17 protein-coding genes and 1 pseudogene are annotated in these 16,408 nt (G+C 71.8%); 7 read left to right on the top strand and 11 right to left on the bottom strand.

The window, feature by feature from the left end:
* Positions 1–77: 77 nt before the first annotated feature.
* Entirely contained in the window at positions 78–1,118 is a 1,041-nt protein-coding gene (locus OG841_RS28970) for a glycoside hydrolase family 6 protein (RefSeq protein WP_371567079.1), read from the bottom strand.
* A 541-nt stretch (positions 1,119–1,659) separates the two neighbouring features.
* Between OG841_RS28970 and OG841_RS28965 the strand changes: the two genes are divergently transcribed.
* Positions 1,660–2,061: an ANTAR domain-containing protein gene (locus OG841_RS28965; protein WP_328638846.1), complete on the top strand. Its 402-nt coding sequence runs from the start codon at positions 1,660–1,662 to the stop codon at positions 2,059–2,061.
* Between the two features lie 274 nt (positions 2,062–2,335).
* Here the strand turns inward: OG841_RS28965 and OG841_RS28960 are convergent, their stop codons facing one another.
* From OG841_RS28960 to OG841_RS28940, 5 genes are all read right to left on the bottom strand, one after another.
* A complete protein-coding gene (locus tag OG841_RS28960; protein WP_328638847.1) occupies positions 2,336–3,037 on the bottom strand; it encodes a class F sortase in 702 nt (233 codons plus the stop codon).
* A gap of 6 nt (positions 3,038–3,043) precedes the next feature.
* A complete protein-coding gene (locus OG841_RS28955; RefSeq protein ID WP_328638848.1) occupies positions 3,044–3,589 on the bottom strand; it encodes a hypothetical protein in 546 nt (181 codons plus the stop codon).
* 87 nt (positions 3,590–3,676) lie between these two features.
* Positions 3,677–4,459 carry an HAD-IIA family hydrolase gene (locus OG841_RS28950; RefSeq protein WP_057610909.1) on the bottom strand — a complete coding sequence of 261 codons (783 nt, stop codon included), beginning with the start codon at positions 4,457–4,459 and terminating at the stop codon, positions 3,677–3,679.
* Positions 4,460–4,572: 113 nt separating this feature from the next.
* Positions 4,573–5,703 carry a hypothetical protein gene (locus OG841_RS28945; RefSeq protein WP_371567077.1) on the bottom strand — a complete coding sequence of 377 codons (1,131 nt, stop codon included), beginning with the start codon at positions 5,701–5,703 and terminating at the stop codon, positions 4,573–4,575.
* Positions 5,704–5,786: 83 nt separating this feature from the next.
* The gene (locus OG841_RS28940) at positions 5,787–6,953 is read right to left on the bottom strand and encodes an ROK family transcriptional regulator (RefSeq protein ID WP_365114966.1); all 1,167 of its coding nucleotides are present in this window, start codon (positions 6,951–6,953) and stop codon (positions 5,787–5,789) included.
* Positions 6,954–7,001: 48 nt separating this feature from the next.
* On the opposite strand from OG841_RS28940, the gene OG841_RS28935 reads away from it, so the two are divergent.
* From OG841_RS28935 to OG841_RS28925, 3 genes are read left to right on the top strand one after another with little or no spacing between them, the layout of a single operon-like run.
* Positions 7,002–8,075, top strand: coding sequence for a Gfo/Idh/MocA family protein (locus OG841_RS28935; protein WP_328638850.1), 1,074 nt, complete (start codon positions 7,002–7,004; stop codon positions 8,073–8,075).
* Positions 8,072–8,581, top strand: coding sequence for a heme-degrading domain-containing protein (locus OG841_RS28930; RefSeq protein ID WP_328638851.1), 510 nt, complete (start codon positions 8,072–8,074; stop codon positions 8,579–8,581). The genes OG841_RS28935 and OG841_RS28930 overlap by 4 nt, the downstream gene beginning before the upstream one ends.
* A 46-nt stretch (positions 8,582–8,627) precedes the next feature.
* Positions 8,628–9,485: an LLM class F420-dependent oxidoreductase gene (locus OG841_RS28925; RefSeq protein ID WP_328638852.1), complete on the top strand. Its 858-nt coding sequence runs from the start codon at positions 8,628–8,630 to the stop codon at positions 9,483–9,485.
* A 6-nt stretch (positions 9,486–9,491) separates the two neighbouring features.
* On the opposite strand, the gene OG841_RS28920 is transcribed toward OG841_RS28925, so the two are convergent.
* The 4 genes from OG841_RS28920 to OG841_RS28905 all read right to left on the bottom strand — a co-directional run bounded on the left by OG841_RS28920 (position 9,492) and on the right by OG841_RS28905 (position 12,136).
* Positions 9,492–10,349, bottom strand: a complete 858-nt coding sequence (locus OG841_RS28920; protein WP_328638853.1) for a fumarylacetoacetate hydrolase family protein — start codon at positions 10,347–10,349, stop codon at positions 9,492–9,494.
* Between the two features lie 116 nt (positions 10,350–10,465).
* Positions 10,466–11,179: a YidC/Oxa1 family membrane protein insertase gene (locus tag OG841_RS28915; RefSeq protein ID WP_328638854.1), complete on the bottom strand. Its 714-nt coding sequence runs from the start codon at positions 11,177–11,179 to the stop codon at positions 10,466–10,468.
* 88 nt (positions 11,180–11,267) lie between these two features.
* Positions 11,268–11,549: a DUF6412 domain-containing protein gene (locus tag OG841_RS28910; RefSeq protein WP_371570859.1), complete on the bottom strand. Its 282-nt coding sequence runs from the start codon at positions 11,547–11,549 to the stop codon at positions 11,268–11,270.
* 59 nt (positions 11,550–11,608) lie between these two features.
* On the bottom strand, positions 11,609–12,136 hold the full coding sequence (locus OG841_RS28905; protein ID WP_328638856.1) for a winged helix-turn-helix transcriptional regulator: 528 nt from the start codon (positions 12,134–12,136) through the stop codon (positions 11,609–11,611).
* Between the two features lie 67 nt (positions 12,137–12,203).
* Between OG841_RS28905 and OG841_RS28900 the strand changes: the two genes are divergently transcribed.
* Both OG841_RS28900 and OG841_RS28895 read left to right on the top strand, forming a co-directional pair.
* Positions 12,204–13,595, top strand: coding sequence for an MFS transporter (locus OG841_RS28900; RefSeq protein WP_328638857.1), 1,392 nt, complete (start codon positions 12,204–12,206; stop codon positions 13,593–13,595).
* Positions 13,596–13,599: 4 nt separating this feature from the next.
* Positions 13,600–13,770: pseudogene (locus OG841_RS28895) on the top strand (MFS transporter); the annotation flags it as partial.
* 5 nt (positions 13,771–13,775) lie between these two features.
* Here OG841_RS28895 and OG841_RS28890 read toward each other — a convergent pair.
* A complete protein-coding gene (locus OG841_RS28890) occupies positions 13,776–14,573 on the bottom strand; it encodes a class E sortase (RefSeq protein WP_371567075.1) in 798 nt (265 codons plus the stop codon).
* Positions 14,574–14,861: 288 nt separating this feature from the next.
* Between OG841_RS28890 and OG841_RS28885 the strand changes: the two genes are divergently transcribed.
* The gene (locus tag OG841_RS28885) at positions 14,862–16,334 is read left to right on the top strand and encodes a beta-1,6-galactanase (RefSeq protein ID WP_328638860.1); all 1,473 of its coding nucleotides are present in this window, start codon (positions 14,862–14,864) and stop codon (positions 16,332–16,334) included.
* Positions 16,335–16,408 lie beyond the last annotated feature (74 nt).

The following is a 16,408-nucleotide window of genomic DNA, read 5'->3' as shown; positions in this document are numbered from 1 at the left end:
TTGACTTCGGGTGCGGGAGCGTTTGTGGCTGGTCGCGCCCACGCGGCGGAGCCGCGAATCGATACAGCCCCGCGCCCCTAGGTGTCCGACCCTCGCGCCAGTTTCAACGCATAGTCGGCCCACCACTGACCCGCTTTCGGCCCTCCCTTGCACTCGCCGTCCGACTCACCCGGGCGCTTGACCCACAGGTAGGCGTCCACCAGCGGATCCGCTGTCTTGATCGTCGGCGTCTCCCCCAGCGCCCTGCCCGGTGGGTTGCACCAGCGTTCGTTCTCGTCGCCGTCCTTGTACGGGCCGTTGCCGTTGCGGCTGGTGTCGATGACGAAGTGCTTGTTGCCCACCTTGGCGGAGAGCTGCTTGCCGTAGGTGAGGGAGTCCTTGGTGGAGTAGAAGTTGGAGACGTTCACCGAGAAGCCGTCGGCCTTGGCGACTCCGGCCCACTTCAGGGGCGCGAAGATCTCGTCGGGGTGGCCCCAGCCCGCGTTGCCCGCGTCCAGGTAGACCTTCGTGTTCTTCAGGGACTTGAGCTTCTCGATGGCGCCGGTGAGCAGGTCGTAGCGCTCCTCGTGGAACTCGTCCTTGGTGCAGCCGTCGACCAGGTGCAGAACCGCGTCCGGTTCGAGGATCACCGTCGCCGAGCGGTCACCGATGCCCGCCGCCACACCGTCGATCCAGGTCCGGTAGGCGTTGCCGTCGGCGGCGCCGCCCTGGGAGTACTGGCCGCAGTCGCGGTGCGGGATGTTGTAGAGGACCAGAAGGGCCGTACGGCCGGCCTTGTCCGCGGCCTCGGTGAAGCCGCGTGCCTCCTGCTCCGGGTTCTCCGGGCCGATCCACTCGCCGGTCGGCTGCTGGGCGATCTTGTGGATCTGTTCGGCCTCGTCGTCCTTGCCGCTCTTCACATACGCCGCGACCTGCTTGGCCGCGTTGCCGTCCGGGTTGACCCAGAACGGGTCGGCCTCCTTGGGCTGCTGGGTGATCCCGGCACCGGCCTTGTCTTCTTTGTCCCCCTTGTTCTCGTCTCCCGAGGACGAACACGCGGCGAGCAGCAGTGCCGCCCCCAGCACCGCCGCGGAAACCCGTGCGCGGGTCGCCCTCCTGGCCCCCCTGCTGACGTACATCCAATTCCCCCCTGGGTGCACCGTGGAAAGTCTCAATCGTGACACACCCGTCGCGCCGCCCACGAGGTCGCCGGAGCCTTGTCCACGAGCCGTTACAGCCCCGAAGGTCGGGGTAGGTGCGCGCCGTACGGGGGGCGCTCGTCGACGAAGGGGAGTGCTCAGCGATGCGGTACGCCACCAGGGAGATCCGGCTGGCCTCGGCACTGGTGGAGGCGGCGGACACCCTGGCCGAAGGCTTCGAGGCCACCCGGTACTTACAACGGATCTCCGATCGCTGCGCGGAGTTGCTCAACGCGCGGGCGGCCGGGGTGATGCTCATCGACGGGGGCCGGTCGGTGTCGCCGGCCGCCAGCAGCCGGCACGAACAGGTGGCGCTGGACCTGCTGGAGGCGCAGCACGGCCGCGGCCCCTGTCCGGACAGCTACGGCTCGGGAGAACCCGTACCGCCGGTCTCCATACGGGTCGCCCACGCGGACGCCCGCTGGCCCGACTTCACCGAACGGGCCCTCGGGCACGACATCGTGACAACGTCGCGGTCCCGTTGCGCCGCCGCGAGAACCTGCTGGGCGCCCTCAACGTGTTCGTGCCCACGCTGCCCGACCCCACTCCGGCCGACGCGGCCGCCTCCGGGCTCCATGTCGCCCAGGCCCTCGCCGACGCCGCGGCCCTCGGCCTGCAGAACCGCAGCGCCTACGCCCAGTGCCGCGCCCTGTCCGGGCAGTTGGAGCAAGCCCTCTCCAGCAGGGTCCGCATCGAGCAGGCCAAGGGGATGCTCGCCGAGCGCTGGAGTGTCCGCGCCGACCGGGCGTTCATGGCGCTGCGGCAGTACGCGCGACGACACCGGCTGCCCCTGGACCAGGTGGCGAGCGCGGTCATCGAGGGCGTCGAGGACGACGCCGAGCTGCGCCGGGAGAGCGGCGGAAGCTCCGACGGACCCGCGTAGGACCCTGCACCACCAGGTCGCATGGCGGAGAGCCCACGAGGCGGGACTTGGCGTCCGTCAACCTCTAGGCCCGGGCGCTCATCCGTTCTAGAGTCTCCTCATACGAACACGGCCCCAGCCCCTGGCCTCAGCCAGCACCCACCGTGCCTCCCAGGCCTCCCGCGCCGTCGCCGGGTTACTCCCGCAGCCCGAGCGTGCGTGGTCGAGGACCAGCCCGGTCGGCGACTTCGGGGGGAGCGGGTCGCCGACCGGGCCAGGTGCTGCCTGCGGGGACCTACAGGCCCGTCCCCGTCAGATACGCCGAGACGATCACGTTCGCCGTGTAGCTGCGGGTCGCCCGGTCGAAGGCGCCGCCGCAGGTGATCAGGCGCAGTTCGGCGCGGCCCGGCTCGCGCTGTCCGTAGGCCTGGTGGGCGTCGAAGCTCTCGCGGGTGAGGACCCGTACCTCGTCGACGGTGAACTCGGCGACCCTGCCGTCGTCGCGGATCACCCGGACCGTCTCTCCCGGCTTCAGGGAGCGGATCCGGTAGAACACCGCGGGCCGGGTCTCGGTGTCGACGTGCCCCACCATCAGCGCGGTCCCGACGGCACCGGGTTTCGCGCCGGCCGCGTACCAGCCGACGATTCCGGGTTGGCCGAAGGGCGGCGGGTCGAGGGCGCCCCGTGCGTCCAGGCCGCGGGCCACCACGGGCGCCTGCACCCCGAGGTCCGGGATGTCGAGGCGCTGCGGCCGCGCTCCCTTCAAGGGCCGTGCGGCAGGCGGCAGTTCGACGGCCTCGGGCGGGCGCCCGACCGCGGCCATGTCACCGACGGTCGGTGCGGACATGCCGTGCCGTACGTCGGTCACCTCGCGGCCCCACAGCCACAGCCCCAGCAGCAGCACCGCCCAGGTCACGCCGGCCGGCAGCCGTCCGGTCCCGGAGCGGTGTGCGCGGTGGGCGGGACCGCCTTCGTGCTGGGAGAAACGGTCGGACATCCGCGGTCAGCCCGTCCCGCGACTCCGGCGGCTGCGGCGCAGCACTACGGCGACCGCCGCGACCCCGGCGAGCACCAGCCCGGTCACGGTCTGCCCGGTGCCGGGTCCGGTGGGTTGGGGCTCCATGGCGGAGAGGTGGGTGGCGGTCCAGCCGCCGCCCGCGTTCACCGGAGCGACGGGGGTCGCGAGGGCGGTGGCGGTCGCGGTGGCGGTGGCGCCCTGTGGCGCTACGACCGTGATCCGGCCCTTCACCTGGAAGTCGGCGCAGGTGATCTCCACGTCGTAGGGGCCGGGCTCGATCGAGGAGCGGACGCGGGTCTCGCCGGCGAGGCTGCCGTCGGCCCCGGTCAGCCGGGCATCCGCGACGAACGCGGCCGAGGCGGCGGTGGCCGTCTTCCCCGCGCAGCCGGTCACCCGCAGCGTCAGGTCGGCGCCGGCGGCCGGGGAGGAGGGAGTCACCGAGACGCTGCCGCCGTCCGCGGCCTGCGCGGCCGGGGCGAAGGCGGCGGCAGCCAGGACCGCGGTACAGAGAGTGAGGCGTACTGAACCCATCGTGAACCTCCAGATACCTGGAGGCTCTCCCGGCGAGCCCGGGCCCGCATCCCGAGGAGCTTCGGCGTTGCTCCGTTCGGGTCCGTCTCAGATCCGGTCGACGAGGTCCGCGATGGAGTCCACGACCTTCGAGGGCCGGTACGGGAAGTCCTCGACCTGCTCGGGGCGGGTCAGGCCGGTGAGCACCAGGAAGGTCTGCATGCCGGCCTCCATGCCGGCCAGGACGTCGGTGTCCATGCGGTCGCCGATCATCGCGCTGGTCTCGGAGTGCGCGCCGATGGTGTTGAGTCCGGTGCGCATCATCAGCGGGTTGGGCTTGCCCGCGAAGTACGGCTGCTTGCCACCGGTCGCCTTGGTGATCAGGGCGGCGACGGCGCCGGTGGCCGGCAGCGCGCCCTCCGCGGAGGGGCCGGTCTCGTCGGGGTTGGTGCAGATGAAACGGGCGCCGTCGTTGATGAGGCGGACCGCCTTGGTCATGGCCTCGAAGGAGTAGGTGCGGGTCTCCCCGAGAACGACGTAGTCGGGCTCGTGGTCGGTGAGGATGTAGCCGATGTCGTGCAGCGCGGTGGTCAGACCCGCCTCGCCGATGACGTACGCCGTGCCCTCGGGCCGCTGGTCGTCCAGGAACTGGGCGGTGGCCAGGGCGGAGGTCCAGATGTTCTCGATCGGAACGTCCAGGCCCATGCGGCGCAGGCGGGCGTGCAGGTCGCGCGGGGTGTAGATGGAGTTGTTGGTCAGCACCAGGAAGGGCTTGCCGGACTCGCGGAGCTTCTTCAGGAAGGCGTCGGCGCCGGGGATCGGCACGCCCTCGTGGATGAGCACACCGTCCATGTCGGTGAGCCACGAATCGATGGGCTTGCGGTCTGCCATGTGCGGGGTCTCCTGCCGTACGCGTGTACGCCGTGCTGCGTCGGCCCCAGCCTAGACAGTGGCCCGATCTTGGGGGAATGGCCAGTTCGGGACAGGTCCCGGAAGGTTTGGGGTCAGCGGCGGCCGCGGGCTCGCAGGATCGCGCCCACCGTGACCAGGAGGAGGGAGAGGGTCGCGAGGGCGGCGGCGGCCACACCGGGGCCGGTGCTGGCGAGTTCCTCGACCGCGTCCGTGAAGGGGAGGCCTTCCGGGGTGGCCGCGTCGGGGGGTGGGCTCTGGCTCGGGTTCGAGCTCGGCGTCGGGTTCGGATCGGTGTCGATGCCGAAGCGGTAGTCGTTGGACTGCCCCACCCAGTCGCCGTCATCACCGTGCAGCTGGACGAGGGCCGCGTTGACGGTGACCTGGTTCGGCACGGCGTCCGGGGTGAGCGCGAGCCGTACCTTCACGGTGAGGGTCTTTCCGGGGCCGACGGTGAACCCGGCTCCTCCGAAGGCCCCGACGAGTTCGTCCTCGTCGGTGCTCTCGAAGCGGACAGGGCGGGTGTGGGGGCCCTCGTAGAAATCCAGGCGGGGCTGGGAGGGCTTCAGGACGTGCCGATCGTCGACGAGGACGACGACGGGGTGGATTTCCGCGCAGGTGTGCCGGGTCGTGTTGGTGAGGTCCACATACCAGGTGCTGTAGCCACCACCGGCCTCATAGACGGCGGGACCGCCGTGGATGCGGGTGGTGAGGGGGAAGGTGCGGCCGGTGGGGGCACAGGGGTCACCGACGCGGGCCATGGGGGTGGGGGTGACGGGGGCTGGGAGGGTCGCCGCCAGGGCGGCGGGGGCTCGGAAGGCAACCGCCGGGGGTGCGGGGGCTCGGAAGGCCACCGCCGGGGCGTCAGGGACTCCGAAGGCCACCGCCGGGGGTGCGGGGGCTCGGTAGGCCACCGCCGAGGCAGCGGAGGCTCGGTAGGCCACCGCCGAGGCAGCGGAGGCTCGGTAGGCCACCGCCGAGGCAGCGGAGGCTCGGTAGGCCACCGCCGAGGCAGCGGAGGCTCGGTAGGCCACCGCCGGGGCAGCAGGGGCTCCGAAGGTCACCGCCGGGGGTGCGGGGAACTGAGCGGCCGCGGGCGCGGGCGCGGCTGCCGCCGTCAGTGGCGCAGGGAACAGGGCGGCCGCCGCCGCGGGTGTGGGGAACAGGGCGGCTGCCGCCGCGAGGCCGAGGAGGGTGGGCGTAGGGGCGTGCACATACCGTCGCATAAACACATGACCCTGCCGGGCGCGGGCGGCCGGCCGGGGATGCCGCTCCGTGCGGCCCGGGAAGTCCCCTCGATCAGCGGACGTCAGGCATCGACTCGCCCGAACAGCGGGCCCAGCACGAGCTGCGCCGCCCCCTCGGCGACCTCACCGGGCGCGGCCCGTACGGGGACCGGCTGCTCGCCCGCGCGCCGGGCGCGTTCGTCGAGGACGGCCGCGACCCCTCGTAGGAACGCGTCCGGGGCGGTGGCGACGGTACGGCCGCCCAGCAGGACCAGGTCGATGTCGAGCAGGGCGATGAGGTTGCCGGCCGCGATGCCGAGGACCCGTGCCGCTTCGGCGAGGTCGCCGCGGGCCACCGCCGCCAGGCACAGTGCCTCGACGCAGCCCCTGTCACCGCATCCGCAGGGCGGCCCGTCGAGCTGCACGACCTGATGCCCGAACTCCCCGGCCCCGGTCCGCGCGCCCCGGTGCACGGCCCCGTCGATGACGAGCCCGGCGCCGAGGCCCGTACCGAGATGCAGATACGCGAACGACCCGCGCTCCCCCGCGACCGCGAGCCCCAGCGCGGCGGCGTTGGTGTCCTTGTCGACCACCACAGGCACCCCGAGTCGCCGCGCGAGCGCGTCCCGCAGCGGAAACCCGTCCCACTCGGGGAAGCCGGTGACGCGGTGCAGTACACCCCGGCTGTGGTCGAGGGGGCCGGGGAGGGCGACGCCGACACCGAGGAGGGCGGGGAGGGACTCGGTGGCGGGGAGCTCCGGGGTGCCGGTGGATGACCGCGCGTCCGCACCGGCCGCCCCCGCCCCATCCCCTCCCCGCACCCCCTTCGCCAGCGCCTCGGACTCCCCCGCGACCACCGTCACCACCGCCTCCGCCCCCGCGCCCAGGTCCAGCGCGGTGCAGCGCTCGGCCACCACCGTTCCCGCCAGATCCACCAGCACGGTCCGCAGTGCGTCGCGGTCGAGGTGGACTCCCACCGCGTGGCCCGCCCCGGGCACCAGCCGCAGTACGGTCCGTCGTTTGCCGCCCGTCGAGGCGCGGTGTCCCGCCTCCACCGCGAGGCCCTCCTCGCGGAGCCGGGCGGTGATCTTGCTGACGGCCTGGGGGGTGAGACCCGTGCGTTCGGCGAGTTCCAGCCGACTGATTCCCTCCGCGCCCGCGCCCCGCAGCAGGTCGAGTACGAGCGCGGTGTTGTGGCTGCGCAGGGCCAGGAGGTTGGCGCCACCGTTCGTCCTGTTCACGTGTGCCATTCTCCGCCACGCTTGCACTTTGGCAACAGCGTTGCGAAAGTGGGAGGCATGACTGCTGCTGACCTCCGCGTGGGCCTCGTCGGCTACGGCCTCGCGGGCTCCGTCTTCCACGCCCCGCTGATCGCCGCCACCGAGGGCCTCACCCTCGACACGGTGGTCACCTCGAACCCCGAGCGGCAGGAACAGGCCCGCGCCGAGTTCCCGGACGTGCGTACGGTCGCGGGCGCCGACGAGCTGTTCGCCCGCGCCGCCGACCTCGACCTGATCGTCATCGCGTCCCCCAACAAGACGCACGTCCCGCTCGCCACCACCGCCCTGAAGGCGGGCCTGCCGGTCGTGGTCGACAAGCCGATCGCGGGGACGGCGGCCGAGGCACGGCAGCTGGCGGCGCTGGCCGAGGAACGCGGACTGCTCCTCTCCGTCTTCCAGAACCGGCGCTGGGACAACGACTTCCTGACCCTGCGCAAGCTCCTCGACGAGGGCGAACTGGGCGACGTATGGCGCTTCGAGTCCCGTTTCGAGCGGTGGCGCCCGCAGCCCAAGGGCGGCTGGCGCGAGTCCGGCGATCCCGCAGAGGTCGGAGGTCTGCTCTACGACCTCGGCAGCCACGTCGTCGACCAGGCTCTGACCCTCTTCGGGCCCGCCGCTTCCGTGTACGCCGAGGCGGACGTCCGCCGCCCGGGCGCCGAGATCGACGACGACACGTTCCTCGCGATCACCCACGCGAGCGGCGTCCGCTCCCACCTCTACGTCTCCGCCACCACCGCCCAACTCGGCCCCCGTTTCCGGGTGCTGGGCTCCAAGGCGGGCTATGTGAAGTACGGCCTCGACCCGCAGGAGGCCGCGCTGCGGGAGGGCGAGCGCCCCGGCACGGCGGCCGACTGGGGCCGGGAGCCGGAGTCGCTGTGGGGCCGGCTCGGCTCGGGCGAGTCCCCCGTGACGGGCGGCGGCAGCCCCGTCCCCACCCTTTCCGGCGACTACCCCGCTTACTATGCGGCCGTGGCCAGGGCCCTTTCCGGCGGCGGCACCAACCCGGTGACCGCCTTGGAGGCGGCCGCCGCCCTCGACGTACTGGAGGCGGCGCGCCGTTCGGCCCACGACGGAGTGGCGGTGGAGCTGTGACGCACAACACCGAGCTGACCCCGAAGTTCCATCCGGAACTGACCCCGCCGCTGGAGGAGCTGGAGGCGCAGGAGCGCCGCCTGGTCTTCCGGCAGTTCACGTACGAGGACGCGTGGGCGCTGGGCTCCCTGCTGGTCGAGCTGGCCCGGGAGCGGCAGGCGCCGGTGGCCATCGACATCCACCGCGGCGGCCAGCAGCTCTTCCACGCCGCCCTGCCGGGCTCCACCCCGGACAACGACGCCTGGATCGACCGCAAGCGCCGGGTCGTGGAGCGCTACGGATCCGCCTCCTACCTGGTCGGTGCCCGCTTCCGCGCCAAGGGCAGCACCTTCGAGGAGTCCTCGCGCCTGGACCCGGACGAGTACGCGGCCCACGGCGGCTCCTTCCCCATCACGGTGGAGGGCGTGGGCGTCGTCGGCACGGTGACGGTCTCGGGTCTGCCCCAGCTCCACGACCACCGTTTCGTGGTCGAGGCGCTGGAGGAGTTCCTGAGCAAGGACCGTTAGTCCGGGACCGGAATTATCGCCGGGTCCTCCCACGTTGGCACCTGCCATGAAGGAGACCATCGGAAAGTACGGCATCTGGAATGGCGGCGGCCTGCGCGCGGAGGACCCGTCCCTGCGGGGCGAACGCGCCGAGGCCGCCGCCGAGTTGGCGGAGCTCGGGTTCGGCGCGATCTGGCTGGGCGGCAGCAGTTCGGCCGCCAACGCCGCCCCGCTGCTCGAGGCGACCTCCCGGATCGCCGTCGGCACCAGCATCCAGAGCATCTGGGACCACGAACCCGGGGCCGCCGCCGCGAGCTTCGCCGACCTGAACGCCGCCCATCCCGGCCGTTTCGTCCTGGGCCTGGGCGTCAGCCACGCCAAGATCGCGGACCGGTACCGGCGCCCGTACTCGGCCCTGGTGGCCTACCTCGACGCCCTGGACGAGGCGGGAGTCCCGGCCGAGGGGCGCGTGCTGGCCGCGCTGGGCCCCAAAACCATCGAGCTGGCCCGGGACCGCGCGGCCGGCTCGATCCCGTATCTGATCACCGCGGAGCAGACCGCACGGTCCCGCGAACTCCTGGGCGAGGCTCCCCTGTTGGCCCCGGAGCTGAAGGTCGTCCTCGAATCGGACCCCGCGAAGGCCCGGACCCTCGCCCGCGATTACCTCGCCATCTACCTGGGCCTGCCCAACTACACCAACAACTTCCTCCGCAACGGCTTCACGGAGGACGACCTGAAGGACGGCGGCAGCGACCGCCTGGTCGACGCGGTCTACGCCTGGGGCACGGACGAGGAGATCCGCGCCCGCATCGACGAGTTCATCGAGGCGGGCGCGGACCACGTGGCCCTGCAGATCGTGGACGGAGGTCCGCGCTACGACCTCCCCAGGGAGGCCTGGCGCAGGCTGGCGTCGCTGCTGGGGTGAACTGCCCTACGCGTCCTTGAACTCCTGGCGCTGACGCCCGAGCCCCGAGATCTCCAGTTCCACCACATCCCCGGACCGGAGATAGGGCTTGGGCTCGGGCTCCCCCATCGCGACCCCGGCCGGCGTACCGGTGTTGATGACGTCTCCGGGGTACAGGGTCATGAACTGGCTGACGTACCGCACCACTTCACCAACGGGGAAGATCTGCTCGGCGGTCGTGCCGTTCTGCTTCTGCTCTCCGTTGACCCACAGCTTCAGGGACAGACTCTGCGGATCGGGAACCTCGTCCGCCGTCACCAGCCAGGGGCCCAGGGGATTGAACGTCTCGCAGTTCTTCCCCTTGTCCCACGTCCCGCCGCGCTCGATCTGGAACTCCCGCTCGGACACGTCGTGCGCCACCGCGTACCCGGCGACATGGGCGAGCCCCTCCTCCGCGGACTCCAGGTAGCGGGCCGTACGTCCGATGACGACCGCCAGCTCGACCTCCCAGTCGGTCTTCACCGACCGCCGGGGCACCAGCACCGTGTCGTAGGGGCCGACCACGGTGTCCGCGGCCTTGAAGAAGATCACCGGCTCGGCGGGCGGCTCGGCCCCCGTCTCGCGCGCGTGGTCGTGGTAGTTGAGCCCGATGCAGACGATCTTCCCGATCCGGGCGACCGGCGGCCCGACGCGGAGCCCCGTGGCGTCCAGCGCCGGCAGTTCCCCGGCCTCCGCGGCCGCGCGGACCCGGCCGAGTGCCGCGTCGTCGGCGAGCAGCCTCCCGTCGATGTCGTCCACGACACCGGACAGGTCCCGCAGGACCCCGTCGGCGTCGAGCAGGGCGGGCGTCTCCGTTCCCGCCGTACCGACTCGCAGCAGCTTCATGATCACTATCTCCCTCGATTGCGGGGCGTCCGCCGACGGGTGCAGCCATCGGATGACTGGTCGATCGTCCAAGCTGAGTGTCCAGTCCGCAATACCCGGTTCACGGACTGGACCGGTCAGCGGTAGAGAGCTGCCCTCTCGACCGCGGCCCACGTCGAACTGGTCACCACGTACAGCGCGGCCGCCAGCGGCACGACCGCCACGGTGAAGAGCGTGAAGAAGGACATGAACGGCATGACCTTGCTCATCGCGCCCGCCCCGGGCACCGGCTGCCCGTCCGTCACCGGCATCACCGGGTTCGCGGCCATCATCCGCTTCGTGCGGCGGTAGTTGAAGGTCGCCACCACGATCACGAACGCGAACAGGCCGACGTACACGAGCCCCGCTCCCTGGAACATCCCGCCGTCCCCGAGCGCGTCCGCCCAGCGCCCGCCGAGTGGCGCGGCGAACAGCTCGTGGCCGAGCAGTTCGTTCGCCCTCCCACCGATCGTCGTGTTGGAGAAGAGGTGGTACAGCAGGAAGAACGCCGGCATCTGGAACATCACGGGCAGGCAGCCGGTCAGCGGTGAGACCTTCTCCTCGGCGTGCAGTTCCAGCACCGCCTTCTGGAGCTTGTCGGGGTTGCCCTTGTGCTGGGTGCGCAGCTCGGCGATCTTCGGCTGGAGCCTGGTGCGGGCCTTCTGGCCGCGGGCGGCGGCGCGGGACAGGGGGTGCACGAGCAGTCGCACGAAAGCGGTGAACAGGACGATCGCGGCGGCGGCCGCGGTGGCGCCGAAGAGGGGGTGGAGCAGGTCGGCGAGATGCTGGACCAGATCAGCGAAGACGGACATGGGTGAGCCCTCCGGGGGTCTCGTCGTGCCGGGAATGGTGCGAGGCGGCATGACGACCCGCGCGGGGTGTCCTTGCAGGAGTGAGTCCCTACGCGACGGTCGCCGGGAGGGCGCGTCCGGGCGCTCGGGGGCGGGGGCGGCCCTGGGCGTCGGGGTCGCGTTGCGGGAGGAAGGCCGTGCGGCGGGCGCGGTCGCGGATGGCCGTACGGACCCGGGTGGGCGGCACGGCGGGCGCGCAGCGCGAGGCGATCAGCGAGCAGGCGGCGAAGGCGGAGCCGGCCGCGGCGAGCGCGACGGCGGCGGAGAGGCTGCCGGTGTCGAGCAGGACGACGTCGAGGACGAGGAGCAGGAGCACGGCGGCGGGCCGCATGCTCGTCCAGTTGCGGATCACGGCACTCCCCCTCTCCCTGTCGTCGGGTCCTCCCCCGGTTATACCTGATCGACCACGATCGGCTGCAAGAGTGTCTTCGGCCTGAGCAGGGCCCGGCTGACCGGATCCGCCGGGTGGGGATCGAGTCCGGGGCCCGGCAGCATCAGCACTTCCTCGAGCGGTACGACCCTCGCGCAGGCGGGGCATTCGCCGTAGGAGCCGATCTCGGTGCCGCACTCGGCGTGCTGGAAGGTGCGCAGCACGGTCTCGCCATAGTGCTCGCGGCCCCAGCGGCCGAGGGCGCGCAGGGCGGGCCAGAGGGCGATGGCGCGGTCGGTGACGACGTACTCGTCGCGCGGCGGAGACTCCTGGTAGCGGCGCTTCTCGAGGATCCCCTCCTCGGTGAGCATCTGGAGGCGGGCGGCGAGGACCGCGCGCGGGATGCCGAGGTGGACGAGGAAGTCGTTGTAACGCCGGACGCCGTAGAGGGCGTCGCGGACCACGAGCAGGGTCCAGCGTTCGCCGACGATCTCCAGCGCGCGGGCGATCGAGCATTCCTGTGTCGCGTAGTCCTTACCCAGTGCCATGGCGCCACTGTAACCATTTTCCGGCAGTAGGTTCAATGACCGAACTCACTCTGCTACCGTTCTCGACATGACAAGGTTCAGTGAACGAACTCTCGTGAAGGCGAAGGTGTCGGCCGCCCTGGCCCCAGCCTCCCCGCGCCCTTCCGCGACCCTGGCCCTGACCAGCGCCGCCACCGCCGTGGCCCTGATGACGTACACGGCTCCGATGGTCACGCTCCCCGATGTCGCCGCCGACCTGCACACCCCGCTGTCCGCCCAGGCCTGGCTCCTGAACGGCACCCCGCTCGGCCTCGCCGCCCTCCTCCTGGTCGCCGGCAGCCTCGCCGACGACTACGGGCGCCGCCGGATCTTCGTCGCGGGCACCCTGGCGCTGGGCCTCACCACGGCCCTCGGCGCGCTGACCTCGTCCACCTGGCTGTTCACCCTGGCCCGGATCGCCCAGGGCGCGGCCAGCGCGGCGCTCCTCGCGAGCAGCCTGGGCCTGATCGTCCACGCGTTCCCGTCACCGAGGGGGCGCCTGCACGCGACCGGGGTGTGGGGCGCGTTCGTGAGCGGCGGCATCGCGGTCGGTCCTCTGCTGAGCGGCGCGCTGCCGAGCTGGCGGGTGTCCTACGGCGTTCTCGGCGCCGCGGCCGTGCTCGTGGCCGCCCTGTCCGCACGGCTTCTGACGGAGTCCCGGGCTCCGCGCGGCGGCCGTCCCGACCTCGCCGGAGCCGTGACCTTCGGGCTCGCCCTGGTCGCCCTGGTGGCGGCGCTGACCCTGGGCCGGGACGGCTGGCTGCGGGCACCGGTCGCGCTGTTGCTGCTGGCGTCCGTGGTCCTGCTGGCCGTGTTCGTCGCGGTGGAGCGGCGCGCCCGGACCCCCATGATCGACCTGGGCCTGCTGCGCCACCGCCGGTTCCTCGCGTCCTCCTCCAGCGGGCTGTTCACGGGTCTCGCGGTGATCGGCCTGTTCAGCTTCCTCCCTGCCCTCCTCCAGCAGACGGTCGGCCTGTCCGCAATGGACACCGCCTGGCTCTTCCTCCTCTGGTCCGGCCTGTCCTTCGCGGTGGCCCTCCAGGCCCGGCGCCTCGCGGGCCGGGTGCCCCCGCGCTGGCAACTCGCGATCGGCTTCCTGCTGCACGCGGCGGGCGTCCTGACCATGCTGGGCTCACTGGACGCCGGTTCCTGGGTACGGCTGCTCCCCGGCCTCGTGGTGGCCGGCATCGGCAGCGGCCTGCTGAACGCGGCGCTCCCGCTGCTCGCGGTGGAGTCCGTCCCGGCCGCGCGGGCGGCGATGGGATCGGGCGCCCAGCAGACCTTCCGCTACATCGGCTCGTGCGCCGGAGTCGCCCTGACGATCGCGCTCGCCACCTCCTCCGGCAACGGCCTCGCCCACGGCGCGGACATCGCGATGCTGGTGTCGGCGGGGCTGGCGCTGGTGGCGGCGGGGAGCGCGGTGGCGCTGCGGGAGCAGTGACCCCCTCAAGGCGGCCGCCCCGCTGCTCGCCGCGCGGGCGGCGATGGGATCGGGCGCCCAGCAGACCTTCCGCTACATCGGCTCCTGCGCCGGAGTCGCCCTGACGATCGCGCCCGCCACGTCCTCCGGCGACGGCCTCGCCCACGGCGCGGACATCGCGATGCGCGAGCTGTGAGCCCCTCAACGCGGCCGCATCGACACCAGCGTGCCCCACACCACCAGCCGGTACCGGGATGTGTACTCCGGCGTGCACGTGGTGAGGGTGAGGTAGTAACCGGGCGCGGTGTAGCCGTAGGTGGGGTGGACCGTCGAGCGTGGGACCGGCCGGATCACTCCCGAGTCGCGGGCCGAGGTCTGGCGGAGGGTCTTGTCCACGGCGTACGTGTAGACCGCGCTCCGCGTCTCCACCCGGACGGTGTCCCCGGGCGCGAGGCGGTTGATGTACCGGAAGGGCTCGCCGTGGGTGTTGCGGTGCCCGGCGAGCGCGAAGTTCCCGGCCCGGCCCGGCTGTTCGGTGCCGGGGTAGTGGCCGACATACCCCTTGTTGAGCACGCTCCGCTTGCCGACGCCCTCGGCGACGGGGACGCGCAGGTGGAGACGGGGGACGGTGAGGATGGCGTACGCCTGGGACCGGTCCGACGTCAGGGCGGCGGGGTCCGAGGCGGCGGCGCGGAGATCCCGCTCGGCGCGGGAGCCCGGAGACGCCGTGGAAGCCGTGGAAGAGGACACGGATGGAGCCCCGGAGTCGGCGGCCGTACCCGAATCGGCTCCCCCGCCCCGCCCCCACTCCCGCTCCAGCGCCTCGACCCCGTGCCGAGCGCCCTCCTTGGCCTCCCGGTTGGTCCACCACAGCTGGTGCACGACGAGCAGCAGCAGGACGACGCCCACGGTGACCAGGAGTTCGCCGCCGGTCCACACCGCCCGGCGGCGACGCTCGCGCCGGCGCCGGGCTCCGTGGTGCATGACGCGCTGCCGCATACCTCACGCCTCCTCGGACGGGGCCGCCCGCACGATAAGGGCCCCGCCTCCAACTCACCAGTGCCGAACGCCTCGTAGAGCGGTCGGAGCGGTCGGAGCGGTCGACAGGGAGGCGGCGGAGCGGTCGGCGTGTCCGGCATACCGAACTTCCTCCACAGGTTTTAGGAAGGGCTGTCAGAACTCTCGACAACCCCACTGGCCACACCCGATGCTTCGTCGTGGCATGAACGGGGCAGGCCACGACGCGGGTCAGAAGGCCGCGTCGATCCATCGGAGTTCGGAGTAGCCATGATCCGACGCAGAACGCTGCTGACAGCCGCAGGAGGCACCCTCCTCGGCAGCGCGCTGGCCACCGGTACCGCCCGTGCGGACGCAACGATCGCGGTCAGCCCGGGGACGTCGTACGGCACCTGGGAGGGCTGGGGCACCTCCCTGGCCTGGTGGGCCAACGTGTTCGGCGCCCGGGACGACTTCGCCGACATCTTCTTCACCACCAAGTCGACGTCCTACAACGGCACCTCGCTCCCCGGCCTCGGCCTCAACATCGCCCGCTACAACCTGGGCGCCTCCAGCTGGAACACCGTGAACGGCGAGTCGATGGTCGCCTCGGCCAACATCCCCGCGTTCAAGCAGATCGAGGGCTACTGGCAGGACTGGAACAACGAGGACCCCACGTCCTCGGCCTGGGACTGGACGGCGGACGCCAATCAGCGGGCGATGCTGGTGAAGGCGACGTCGAGGGGCGCGACCTCCGAACTCTTCGCCAACTCCCCGATGTGGTGGATGTGCAGCAACCACAACCCGTCGGGCGCCTCGGGCGGCGGCAACAACCTGCAAACCTGGAACTACCGCCAGCACGCGTCGCATCTGGCCGCGACCGCCCTGTACGCCAAGAACAACTGGGGCGTGAACTTCTCGACGGTCGACGCCTTCAACGAGCCCTCCTCGTCCTGGTGGACGGCGACCGGCACGCAGGAGGGCTGCCACATGGACGCGACGGTCCAGTCGGCCGTACTGCCGTACCTGCGCAGCGAGTTGAACAACCGCGGCCTGACGGGCGTGAAGATCTCGGCCTCCGACGAGACGAGTTACGACCTCGCCCGCACCACCTGGAACTCCTTCAGCTCGACCACGAAGGGGTACGTCAACCAGGTCAACGTGCACGGCTACCAGGGCTCGAACGGCCGCAGAGACCTCCTCTACACGGACGTCGTGACCACGGCCGGCAAGAAGCTGTGGAACTCCGAGACCGGCGACAGCGACGGCACCGGCTACACCATGGCCTTCAACCTCCTCTACGACTTCCGCTGGCTGCACCCCACGGCCTGGGTCTACTGGCAGGTCATGGACCCGTCGACGGGCTGGGCGATGATCGCGTACGACCAGAACACCCTCCAGCCGACCGCGGTCCAGACGAAGTACTACGTCATGGCCCAGTTCGCCCGGCACATCCGCCCCGGGATGAAGATCATCGACACGGGCGTGAGCAACGCGGTCGCGGCCTACGACTCCTCGGCCAAGCGCCTGGTCATCGTGGCCCTGAACACATCCACGTCGGCCCAGACCCTGACCTTCGACCTGTCCCGCTTCACGACGGTGACGGGCGGCTCGGGCGGCCTGGTCCCGCGCTGGAACACGGTGACGACGGGCGGCGACAAGTACGTGTCGTACTCCAACACCTTCCTGAGCGGAAAGACGGTGGCCGTGCCGTTCGCGGCCAAGGCCGTGCAGACGCTCCAGATCGACGGCGTGACGATCTGAGACGAGGGGGTGCGGGCCGGACGGGGCCCCCGGGGCTCTTCTGCTGTTAACCGGGCCCTGGCCTGCACCTCCCT

The sequence above is a fragment of the Streptomyces canus genome, assembly GCF_041435015.1.
GTDB lineage: Bacteria > Actinomycetota > Actinomycetes > Streptomycetales > Streptomycetaceae > Streptomyces > Streptomyces canus_G.
This window is presented reverse-complemented; position numbering and strand designations above follow the sequence as displayed.